This window comes from Pseudomonas sp. D2002, from assembly GCF_013385735.1.
In the GTDB taxonomy this organism is placed as follows: Bacteria; Pseudomonadota; Gammaproteobacteria; order Pseudomonadales; family Pseudomonadaceae; genus Aquipseudomonas.
The window spans coordinates 428,047-438,894 of the sequence record NZ_JACAPL010000002.1; the positions used below are offsets into that span (position 1 = coordinate 428,047).

Consider the following 10,848-nt stretch of genomic DNA (forward strand, 5'->3'; position numbering starts at 1 on the left):
CCGCTGTAAGAGCGGAACCCTAAGCCGCCGTTACCTAAATAACGGATATGTACTCAACCCACCACCGCCAATCAGTCCAAATCGCTGGCGTCGTGCCGCTCCGCCAGCTGCTCTTCGGGCGCACCCGAAACCCGATTCACCCGACGCCCCCGCTGCACCGCAGGCCTGGCCTCAATCGCCTCCGCCCAACGCACCACATGCTTATACTCATGCACCGACAAAAACTCCGCCGAAGCCCCATACAACCGGCCTTTGACCAACCCACCATACCAAGGCCAAATCGCAATATCGGCAATCGTGTACTCACCCCCCGCGATGTACTCACTCACCGCCAAACGCTGATCCAGCACATCCAGCTGCCGCTTGGTCTCCATGGCAAACCGGTTAATCGGGTACTCCATCTTGCTCGGCGCATACGCATAAAAATGCCCAAACCCACCCCCCAGATAAGGCGCACTGCCCATCTGCCAGAACAACCACGACAAACACTCCGCCCGCGCCGCCGGTTCAGTCGGGAAAAACGCCCCAAACTTCTCCGCCAGGTACTGCAAAATCGCCCCCGATTCAAACACCCGAATCGGCGTATCGCCACTGCGATCCAGCAGCGCCGGGATCTTCGAATTCGGGTTCACCGCCACAAACCCACTGCCAAACTGATCACCGTCGCCGATCTTGATCAGCCACGCATCGTATTCCGCGCCGGTATGCCCCAAGGCCAGCAGCTCTTCCAGCAAGATAGTGACCTTCTGCCCATTCGGCGTGGCCAGGGAATACAGCTGCAACGGGTGCTTGCCGACCGGCAATTCCTTTTCATGAGTGGCACCGGCAATCGGCCGGTTGATACTGGCAAAGGTGCCGCCGCTTTCGGTGTCCCAGGTCCAGACTTTCGGGGGTACGTACTCGGTCATGCTCACTTCTCCTTGGTTTCAGTAGGGGTCGATGCCGCCAGTTGAGCCACATTCCAGCCGCCACCCAGCGCCTTGATCAGGCCCACATTGGCGCTCAATTGCTGAGTTTGCAATTGCAACACACTGCGCTTGGCTTCCAGCGCCGCCACTTGGGCGGTCACCACATCCAGATACGCCACGGCGCCCTGGCGGTAACGCGAAGTCGACAGGTCTTCGGCATATTGCGCCGCCGCCGCCGCATCGCGCTGATCATCCAGGGCCGCGCCCAAGCCGGCGATTTGCGACAGGTTGTCCTCCACCTGCTCGAACGCACCCAATACCACGCCGCGGTATTTGGCCGCTGCTTCATCGGTGGCGGCCTTGGCGATGTCCACCTGGGCCTGGCGCGCGCCGCCATCAAACAGCGTGCCCACCAGTGACGGGCCGATGGCCCAGAACAGGTTCGGCGCGCTAAGCAAGCGGGCAAACTCGTCACTCTGATAACCGCCTTGGGCGCTCAACGTGATCTGCGGGAACCACGCCGCCTTGGCCACGCCGATCCGCGCGTTGGCCGCAGCAATGCGACGTTCGGCGGCGGCGATATCCGGCCGGCGTTGCAACAGGCTCGAAGGCACGCCGGTCGGCACATTCGGCAAGGCAATCGGCGCCACGTTCACGGCGACGCTGTAGGTCGAGGCCGACTCACCGAGCATCGCCGCCATCGAATGCTCCAGCAGCGCCCGTTGCACCTGGCTCTGGCTGAGCTGCGACTTCACCGTCGACAACTGCGTGCGCGCCCGCGCCACATCGAGGCCGGAGACGATCCCGCCGCCGTGCAGGCCTTCGGTCAGGCCCAAGGCTTTGGCGTACGCATCGCGGGTCTGCTCCAGCAACTGGTTCTGCCAGTCGATACCGCGCAGGCGGATATAGCTGTCGGCCAATTGCGCCTGCAGGCTCAGGCGTACCGAAGCCAAATCAGCCTTGGCCGCCTCGGAGTCGCTGGTGCCGGCCGCCACGGTGTCGCGCACGCGGCCCCACAGGTCGACTTCATAATCCACCTCCAGGCCCAGCGTCGCCGAGTTGTAGACATCCGGCGAAGTGGCCGAACGCAACGGCTTGGTGTCCGACTGGCGAATACGCTGGCCGCTGCCGATGGCCGAAATCTTCGGGAACAGGCCCGAACGGTCTTGGGCCAAAAACCCTTGGGACTGCTGATAGTGCGCGAGTGCCGCGCTCAAGTCGGGGTTGTTTTTCAGCAACTGCTGCTGCATCGCGTCCAGTTGCGGGTCGTTATAAATACGCCACCAGCCATCCCGGCTGGCCTGGTCGTTGGGCGCGCCGACGGTCCACGGGCCTTGGGTATGAAACTGCGCGGCAATCGGCGTTTCCGGCACCTTGAGCGGCGGCGCCAACGAGCACGCGCCCAAGCTCAAGGTGGCGAGCAGGCCCAGCAGGTTGCGCTTAGCCATGGGGTTTGCCCTCGGTCGCGGCGACGGCCAGCTGCACCGAATCATCATCGGCCAGGCCGTCCGGCGGCGTGTCGATCACGCGGTCGGTGGCTTGCAGGCCGCTGGCGATCTCCACGCTGTCGCCGAAGTCGCGGGCGATGCTGACGGTCTTGAAGTGCACATGGTTGTTCGCATCCAGGGTGGCGACGCGCATGCCCTTGTCATCGAACACCAAGGCACTGGACGGCACACGGATGACGTCGGCCTGCACCGGCAGGTCGAACTGCACGCTGGTGTAGCCGCCCGGCAGCAGGCGGCCACCGGGGTTGTCCACCAGCAGTTGCACCAGGGTGCTGCCGGAGGCGGCGTTAACCGCATCGGCGGTGGCGATGACTTTGCCGGTGAAGGTCTCACCGCGGTATTCCGGCACGCTGAGGCGCGCCGTGGTGCCTTCGCGAATCTGCGGCGAGAAGGTCTGCGGCACCTGCACATACACGCGCAGGCGGCTGACATCGGCCACCGCAAACAGCTCTTTACCGGCCGTGCCGCCGGCGCTGATCAAGGCGCCGACGTCAGTGCTGCGCGCAGTGACCACACCCGCGAACGGCGCGACCAGATGCTGGAAGCCCTTGGTCGCGACCAACTGCTCGACATTGGCCTTGGCCGCCGTCACCTTGGCCTGCTTGGCGGTCAGGTCGCCGGTGCGCTCGTCCACGTCCTGGCGCGACACCGAGTCGTTCGCCAGCATCGCCTGCCAGCGTTTGGCGGTGGTTTCGGCCAAGTGCTCATCGGCCTGGGCCGAGGCCAGAGTGGCGCGCGCTTGCAGCAGTTGCTGGTCGAGTTCCGGGGTGTCGATTTCGGCCAGTACTTGCCCGGCTTTGACGCGCGTACCGATGTCGACATTCCAGGATTTTAGGTAGCCGTTGACCCGCGCAAAGATCGACGCGCGGGAATACGCCTCCAGGCGTCCCGGCAGGTTGAGCACCGGGCCCTGGGCTTGCACCACCGGTTTGATCAGGTTGACGCTGGGCAACGCTTGGGCGTCGGTCCAGGTCTTGAGGTCGCGCGATTCACTGGCGCGCACGCCGATGCCGACACCGACGATGACAACCACCACTGCCGCGCCCACGATCAGCCACAGCAGGCCACGGGAAGACTTGGATTTAGAAGCAGAAACGGACATGTCAAACCCCTTGGGAAACGGTGGTCGCCAGCGTGGCGTGCTGACGACGCCCGTGGACAAGACTGAAAATCAACGGAACCAGAATCAACGTCGCGATGGTGGCAAACGCCAGGCCGCCGATCACCGCGCGGCCCAGCGGCGCGTTCTGCTCGCCGCCCTCGCCCAGGCCCAAGGCCATGGGCGCCATGCCGATGATCATCGAAATGGCGGTCATCAGCACCGGCCGCAGCCGGGTGAAACCCGCCTCCAGCGCGGCCTGCACCGCATCGCCGTGCACCGCCAGGCGCTCGCGGCAGAAACTCACCACCAGGATGGCGTTGGCGGTGGCCACGCCCATGCACATGATCGCCCCGGTCAACGCCGGCACCGACAGCGGCGTGTGGGTCACAAACAGCATCCACACGATGCCCGCCAGCGCCGCCGGCAATGCGGTGATGATCACAAACGGGTCGGCCCAGGACTGGAAGTTGACCACGATCAGCAAGTAGATCAGCACCACCGCGCCGAGCAGGCCGAACAGCAAACCGCTGAAGGCCGCGTTCATGGTCTGCACCTGGCCCTGCAAGATCACCTTGGAGCCGGTCGGCACCTCACCGGCATGAGCGGCGATGATCTTCTGGATATCGGCGGCGACGCCACCGAGGTCGCGGTCCTGGATCGCCGTCAGCACTTCGACCACCGGCTGGATATCCGACTGGGTAAACACCGAGTTGCTGTGGCTGCGCTGGATATTCGCCAGGCCGCCCAAGGTCTGGTCGGTGGCCGCCCCGCCGCTGCCGCTGAGCGGCAGGTTATGCAGCGCCGCCAGGCTTTCGAGGCTGTACTGCGGCGTTTGCATGACGATCGGGTAGGAAATGCCGTTGGCCGGGTTCAACCAGAACGTCGGTGCCACCTGGCTGGAACCGGCAAGGTTGACCACCAGGCTGTTGGTCACGTCGCGCTCGGTCAGGCCGACCAATTGCGCACGGGTGCGGTCCACGTCGATATTGAACGTGGGCAGTTGCCGCGACTGCTGGATACGCGCATCGACCACCCCCGGCACGCGGCGAATATCGCGCAGCAACGCGCTGGCGTACGTGAAGTTGCCCGCCAGGTTATTGCCGGTGATTTGCAGGTCAATGGGCGCCGATGAGCCGAAGTTGAGGATCTGCCCGACAATGTCCGAGGCCGGGAACGAGAACACCGCACTGGGGAATTCCCGTGGCAGGGTTTCGCGCAGTATGCGCATGTATTCCGCGGTCGGGCGGTGGCCCTCGTTGAGGCTGATCTGAATGTCGCTGTCCTGGGAACCCACGGTGCCGGTGTTGTTGTACACCACGTTGATGCCACTGATGGACAGGCCGATGTTATCCACCAAGGCCTTGAGTTCGTTGGCCGGGACTTTGCGCCGGATCGCGTTTTCGATGTCGGCGATCAGGTGCGCGTTGCTTTCCACCCGCGTGCCCACCGGGGCGCGCACATGCAGCAGGATCAGCCCGGAATCGACCTCGGGGAAAAAGTTGCGGCCCAGGAACGGCACCAGCGCAAACGACACCGCGACAAACGCCAGCAGGCCGATCACCACCGTGCGGCGATGGTGCAAGGCACTGTCCAGGACGCCATGGTAACGCTCGCGAAACCCTTCAAAACGCCGTTCAAAACCGCGCTGGAAATTCACCAGCGGATTGCGCGATGGCGCGTGCCCGTCTTCGCCGTGCACATGGGGTTTGAGCAGGTAGTTGGCCAGGGTCGGCACCAGCGTACGCGAGAGGATGAACGAGGCGATCATGGCGAAAATCACCGCTTCGGCCATCGGCACGAACAGGAAACGCGCCACGCCGTCGAGGAAGAACATCGGCACAAACACGATGCAGATACACAGCAGCGACACGAACGCCGGGGTGACGATTTGCGCCGCGCCGTCGAGGATCGCCGTTTCCACCGGCTTGCCCTGCTCCAGGTGCCAGTTGATGTTCTCGATGGTCACCGTGGCGTCGTCCACCAGGATACCGACGGCCAACGCCAGGCCGCCGAGGGTCATGATGTTGAGGGTTTCGCCAAGCGCCGACAGCGTCGCAATCGACGCCAGGATCGCCAATGGAATCGAGGTGGCGATGATCACCGTCGAACGCCAACTGCCGAGGAACAGCAGGATCATCAAGCTGGTCAGCGCCGCCGCGATCAAGCCTTCACGGGCCACGCCGCTGATGGCCGAGCGCACGAACAGCGACTGGTCACCGATCAGGTCGATATTCAAGTTGGGCGGCAAGGCGGCCTTGTTGTCGGCGAGTTTGTCCTTGATCCCGGCAATTACGCCCAAGGTCGACGCCGAACCGGTTTTGAGCACCGGCAGCAGCACCGAGCGGTTGCCGTTGACGTGCACAATGTTGGTTTGCGGCGGGTTGCCGTCGCGCACCGTGGCCACGTCGCGGATCAGCACGGTGGTGCCATCGGCGGTCTTGATCGGCAGGTTTTCCAGGTCATGGAAATCCGATGGCGAGTTGTTCAGTTGCAGGTTGAATTCGTAGCTGCCGATCTTCTGCGTGCCCACCGGCGTGATCAGGTTCTGCGTGGCCAGGGCGGTCGCCACGTCCTGCGCCGACAGGCCGCGCGCCTGCATGCGCGCCGAATCGAGGTCAATCTGCACCTGGCGGCTCTTGCCGCCAAACGGGTATGGCAGCGCCGCACCCGGCACGGTGGTGAGCATCAGGCGCACCTGGTTCAGGCCGATATCACCCAGGCGTTGCTCGCTCAAGCCCGGCCCCGACAGCGCGAGCTGCACGATGGGCACGGTGGAGGCGCTGTAGTTGAGCACCAGCGGCGGCACGGTGCTCGGCGGCAGTTGACGCAGAATCGCCTGGGACACCGAGGTCACTTGGGCGTTGGCCGTGCTGATGTTGACGCCGGGCTGGAAGAAGATCTTCACGATCCCGTAGCCATTCATCGACTGCGCTTCGATATGGCGGATGTCGTTGACGGTGGTGGTCAGCACCCGCTCAAAAGGCGAAGTGATGCGCCCCGCCATCTGATCCGGCGGCAGGCCGGTGTACTGCCAAATGACGGCGATAACCGGGATGCGGATTTCCGGAAAGATGTCGGTCGGCGTGCGCCAGGCCGCCAACGGGCCAATGATCAGGATGAAAATAGCCAATACCAGGAAGGTATAAGGGCGCCGCAATGCGATGCGCACGAGGCTCAGCATAGGAGGTGATCCAGACAGGGGTTGGATGTTCAAGCAGGCAGAGCCGTGCCGTTTTCCCGCCTCGCCCCATGCGCTTCCTGGGGATATTGCAACGACATCCGAGTCACAAAGAGGCATATGCCACGATATCGAATTTAGTGGCATACGCAACTAATTTGTTTCAGGCTGTCTCAGTATTCATCTACAAGGCTTCTTCGGTCTGAAAGGCCTTGTCCTGACAGGTCGCACAGGCATAATCACCGGCGTCGTGTTTTGTATCAGAGAGTATCTGCCCTTGAAATCTGCCCCGCCTTGCTCCGATAGCCCCAGCGCCTGCGTCAACGGTGCCGTGCGCCGCACGTCCCGCCGCCTGGGCCAGATCTATGACGAGGCGTATGCGCCGTGCGGCTTGAAAGCCACCCAATTCGCCGTGCTCAACCGTATCGCCAAAGCCGGTACGCCAAAAATGGGCGAGCTGGCCCAGACCCTGGTGATGGACTTGTCCGCCCTCGGCCATACGCTCAAGCCGCTGGTGCGCGATGGGTTGGTGGAACTGCAGGTGGACGAACTCGACCGCCGCACGCGCCGCGTGCTGCTCACCGAACACGGCAAGCGCACCCACGCGGCGGCCAAGCGTATTTCGAACAAAATGGCCGAGCGCTTTGATCAGGCGTTCGGCCGTGAAGCGGCAGCGCAGTTGCGCCAGACATTGGACTTTATCGCCTCCGATGAGTTTGCCCGCACCCTGCTGGCCAAGGACGATTAAGCCATCCACCTCGACGACATCCTCGCCGAGCACCTGCACGTGGTGTTCTGCGGCATCAACCCCGGCAAAGGCTCCGCCGCCCTCGGCCAGCACTTTGCCAATCGCAGCAACCGCTTCTGGCGCACGTTGCACCTGGCGGGTTTTACCCCGCATGAAATTCGCCCGGAGGATGGGCGCACTCTGCTCGACTATCACTGCGGCCTGACCACCTTGGTGGAGCGCCCAACGGCGAGCGCGGGGGAATTGGCACGGCATGAATTCAAGGATGCGGCGAGCGCGTTTGAACAGAAGATCCGCGACTGCCGGCCACGCTGCGTGGCGTTCCTAGGCAAGCCCGGCTACAGCGCGTTGTGCGGCCGGCGGCAGATTGAGTGGGGGCCTCAACCGCAGGCACTCGGCGGCGCCACGGTGTGGGTGCTGCCCAACCCGAGCGGGCGCAACCTGGCGTTCAGCCTGGCGCAACTGGTAGAGGCTTATCAGCAACTGCGCGAGGCGATTGCGCAGCCCGGCCCCGTGCCCTTAATCTCGTGAGCCCAACACCGTATGAGCAATGGAGGCTTCATGAAACTGGTCGGCATGCTGGACTCGCCTTACGTACGTCGCGTGGCAATTTCCCTGGAGCTGTACGGGGTGGATTTCGTGCACGAGGCGCTTTCGGTGTTCAGCACCTACGCTGAATTTTCCGCGATCAACCCGGTGGTCAAGGCGCCTACGCTGGTGCTGGACGATGGCACGGTGTTGATGGATTCCAGCCTGATCCTCGACTACTTCGAACGCCTGGCGCCAACCGACAAGAAACTCCTGCCACCCAACCCCGACGCGCTGGCCAAGGACCTGCAAGTGCTCGGCCTGGCCCTGGCGGCGTGTGAGAAAACTGTGCAGATCGTCTACGAGCACCTGCTGCGCCCAGCCGAGAAACTGCACGAGCCGTGGCTCGACCGCGTGACCGGGCAGTTGCTGGCCGCTTACACACTGCTGGAAAAACACTTGCCCCAGCCCGGCGGCGAACGCCCGAGCCAGGCCGCACTGACGGCGGCCGTCACGTGGTCGTTCACCCAGCTCAAACTGCCGTCAGTGCTCAAGGCCGAGACCTTTCCCAAGCTGCAGCGCCTTGCGAGTCAACTGGAACAACACCCAGCCTTCAAGAAGTACGCCCTCGAATAACCGGCCTACACCCAACCGCCGTCCACAATAAAGTTCTGCGCCGAGCACATCGCCGATGCGTCCGAGGCAAGAAACAACGCCATATTGGCGATGTGCTCGGGCAGCACACTGCCGGGCAAACACTGGCTGCGGCTGATCAGCTCTTTGGCCGCATCGTCGACCCACATCGCCAGTTGTTTTTCGGTCATGACCCAACCCGGCACCAAGGTATTCACCCGAATACGATTGGGGCCCAATTCCCGTGCCAGCGCGCGGGTCATGCCGTGGGCGGCGGCCTTGCTGGCGGCGTACACCGGGTAGCCGGCGGAGGCCATCATCCAGCCGACCGAGCCGAGGTTGATGATGGCCCCGCCGCCAGCGCCTTTCATCATCGGCACCACGGCCTTGGCCGCGAAGAATGCGTGCTTGAGGTTGACCGCGATCAGCTTGTCGAACATGTCCGAATCGACTTCTTCCAAGGTGTGACGCACATCGTTGGCGGCGTTGTTCACCAGCACAGTGATCGGCCCCAGCGTGTGCTCAAAACGCGCTATCGCGGCCTTGTAGGCGATTTCATCGGTGATGTCGCAGCACACAAACTCGATGCTATGCCCCTGGGCACTCAACAACGCCGCCAGCCGCTCGCCTTGGCTTTGCGCGCGGTCCACAAAAGCCACCTTGGCGCCCTGCGCGGCGAAGGCGCGCACCACGAATTCGCCAATGCCCGAGGCACCTCCGGAAATCAATACGGTCTTACCCTTCAGGTCCGGATAAACGGCGTGTGCAGTACTCATATAACGTGTGCCTCGATCAATTAGTCTTATTTTATTTGGCGTATCTGGCGTTTAAGGCTATAAATTCGCTGTCAACTCGACGAAATATCGCACATTAGTAGAACTATTCCACTCAAAACAACAAAAGGAAGTTCGACCATGAAGCACCCTCGACACCTGCTTTCGGGCCTCGCCTTATCCATGCTGATCGCCAGCGGCGGCGCCCAGGCGGCCGGGCTTAGCAGTGAACACAAACCGTTCGGCAAAACCAATGACGGCACCGCCGTCGAACAATACATCCTGCGCAACAGCCATGGCATGCAAGCCACGGTGATCACCTACGGCGGCGTGTTGCAGTCGCTGAAAGTGCCGGACAAACACGGCAAGGTCGATGACGTGGTCCTCGGTTTCGATGACGTGCAGGGCTATCAGAGCGGCACGGCATTTTTTGGCGCGACCATCGGGCGCTTCGGCAATCGCCTGGCGGGCGGTGCCTTCGAACTCGACGGCAAGCGTTACCAGGTGCCGCTCAACGATGGCCCCAACTCGCTGCACGGCGGCGCCCAGGGTTTCGACAAACAGGTGTGGCAAGCCGAGCCGATCAAGGGCAAGGACTCGGTCGGCGTGAAGCTGAGCTACCTGTCCAAGGACGGCGAGATGGGCTTCCCCGGCAACTTGAAGACCGAGGTCACTTACAGCCTCAACGATAAAAACGAACTGCACATCGCCTACACAGCCACCACCGACAAACCGACGGTGCTGAACCTCACCAACCACAGCTACTTCAACCTTGCCGGCGCGGGCAATGGCGACATTCTCAAGCAAGTCGCAACCTTGCATGCCAGCCACTACACGCCGGTGAATGCCACCTTGATTCCGACCGGCGAACTGGCGCCGGTCAAAGGCACGCCGATGGACTTCCTCAAGCCCACGCCGATCGGCCAGCACATCAAGGACGACCACCCACAGCTCAAGTTTGCCGAGCCGAAACAAGGCGGGTTTGACTTTAACTGGGCACTGGATAACAAGGGCGATATCAACAAACTCGCCGTCGAGGTGCACGACCCGGCTTCAGGTCGGCGTTTGCAGCTCTACACCACCGAACCTGGCGTGCAGTTCTATACCAGCAACTTCCTGGATGGCACGGTGAAGGGCAAGGCAGGCAAGGTGTATGCGCATTGGAGCGCGTTTACCCTGGAGACCCAGCATTTCCCGGATGCGCCGAATCAGCCGACGTTTGCCTCGACCCGTCTTAACCCAGGGCAGACTTACACTCACAACACCGTCTTGAAATTCTCCGCCGATTAAACTGTGGGGCTGGATTGCTGGTGAGGGGTGCTGGGACATATCCGTTGCTGCGGTAACGGCGGCTATTGGTTCCGCCCTTACGGCGGCTCACTTTTGAACAGCGCAAAAGTAAGCAAAACGCTCTTGCCCCACCACTCGGTGTCTCGCCTAGGCTCGACATGCCCTCACTCCGGCTTTGGA

Annotated in this window: 9 protein-coding genes; 4 read left to right on the forward strand and 5 right to left on the reverse strand. The window is 62.6% G+C overall.

Annotated elements, in window-relative coordinates; translation table 11 throughout:
* Positions 1-71: 71 nt before the first annotated feature.
* The 4 genes from yghU to HX783_RS01985 are packed head-to-tail and all read right to left on the reverse strand — an operon-like array spanning position 72 to position 6,699.
* Positions 72-908 (reverse strand): glutathione-dependent disulfide-bond oxidoreductase, encoded by an 837-nt coding sequence (gene yghU, locus HX783_RS01970; protein WP_177015758.1) that lies wholly within the window; start codon positions 906-908, stop codon positions 72-74.
* 2 nt (positions 909-910) lie between these two features.
* Positions 911-2,356 carry an efflux transporter outer membrane subunit gene (locus HX783_RS01975; protein WP_177015759.1) on the reverse strand — a complete coding sequence of 482 codons (1,446 nt, stop codon included), beginning with the start codon at positions 2,354-2,356 and terminating at the stop codon, positions 911-913.
* Positions 2,349-3,518: an efflux RND transporter periplasmic adaptor subunit gene (locus HX783_RS01980; protein WP_177015760.1), complete on the reverse strand. Its 1,170-nt coding sequence runs from the start codon at positions 3,516-3,518 to the stop codon at positions 2,349-2,351. Before HX783_RS01980 ends, HX783_RS01975 begins: the two co-directional genes overlap by 8 nt.
* Before the next feature lies 1 nt (position 3,519).
* Positions 3,520-6,699: an efflux RND transporter permease subunit gene (locus HX783_RS01985; protein WP_177015761.1), complete on the reverse strand. Its 3,180-nt coding sequence runs from the start codon at positions 6,697-6,699 to the stop codon at positions 3,520-3,522.
* Positions 6,700-6,973: 274 nt separating this feature from the next.
* Between HX783_RS01985 and HX783_RS01990 the strand changes: the two genes are divergently transcribed.
* Genes HX783_RS01990 through HX783_RS02000 form a run of 3 tightly spaced genes read left to right on the forward strand, consistent with a single transcriptional unit; the run spans position 6,974 to position 8,608 of the window.
* Entirely contained in the window at positions 6,974-7,444 is a 471-nt protein-coding gene (locus tag HX783_RS01990) for a MarR family winged helix-turn-helix transcriptional regulator (protein ID WP_218175098.1), read from the forward strand.
* Positions 7,445-7,447: 3 nt separating this feature from the next.
* On the forward strand, positions 7,448-7,975 hold the full coding sequence (mug, locus tag HX783_RS01995; protein WP_177015951.1) for a G/U mismatch-specific DNA glycosylase: 528 nt from the start codon (positions 7,448-7,450) through the stop codon (positions 7,973-7,975).
* Between the two features lie 30 nt (positions 7,976-8,005).
* The gene (locus HX783_RS02000; protein ID WP_177015762.1) at positions 8,006-8,608 is read left to right on the forward strand and encodes a glutathione S-transferase family protein; all 603 of its coding nucleotides are present in this window, start codon (positions 8,006-8,008) and stop codon (positions 8,606-8,608) included.
* Between the two features lie 5 nt (positions 8,609-8,613).
* On the opposite strand, the gene HX783_RS02005 is transcribed toward HX783_RS02000, so the two are convergent.
* Positions 8,614-9,381, reverse strand: a complete 768-nt coding sequence (locus HX783_RS02005; protein ID WP_177015763.1) for an SDR family NAD(P)-dependent oxidoreductase — start codon at positions 9,379-9,381, stop codon at positions 8,614-8,616.
* A 138-nt stretch (positions 9,382-9,519) separates the two neighbouring features.
* On the opposite strand from HX783_RS02005, the gene HX783_RS02010 reads away from it, so the two are divergent.
* Entirely contained in the window at positions 9,520-10,668 is a 1,149-nt protein-coding gene (locus HX783_RS02010; protein ID WP_177015764.1) for an aldose epimerase family protein, read from the forward strand.
* The last annotated feature ends 180 nt before the right edge of the window (positions 10,669-10,848 follow it).

What these genes read in the sequence shown, in the direction of transcription:
- yghU (WP_177015758.1), bottom strand. Translation starts at nt 908, where the DNA reads ATGACCGAGTACGTACCCCCGAAAGTCTGGACCTGGGACACCGAAAGC.
- HX783_RS01975 (WP_177015759.1), bottom strand. Translation starts at nt 2,356, where the DNA reads ATGGCTAAGCGCAACCTGCTGGGCCTGCTCGCCACCTTGAGCTTGGGC.
- HX783_RS01980 (WP_177015760.1), bottom strand. Translation starts at nt 3,518, where the DNA reads ATGTCCGTTTCTGCTTCTAAATCCAAGTCTTCCCGTGGCCTGCTGTGG.
- HX783_RS01985 (WP_177015761.1), bottom strand. Translation starts at nt 6,699, where the DNA reads ATGCTGAGCCTCGTGCGCATCGCATTGCGGCGCCCTTATACCTTCCTG.
- HX783_RS02000 (WP_177015762.1), top strand. Translation starts at nt 8,006, where the DNA reads ATGAAACTGGTCGGCATGCTGGACTCGCCTTACGTACGTCGCGTGGCA.
- HX783_RS02005 (WP_177015763.1), bottom strand. Translation starts at nt 9,381, where the DNA reads ATGAGTACTGCACACGCCGTTTATCCGGACCTGAAGGGTAAGACCGTA.
- HX783_RS02010 (WP_177015764.1), top strand. Translation starts at nt 9,520, where the DNA reads ATGAAGCACCCTCGACACCTGCTTTCGGGCCTCGCCTTATCCATGCTG.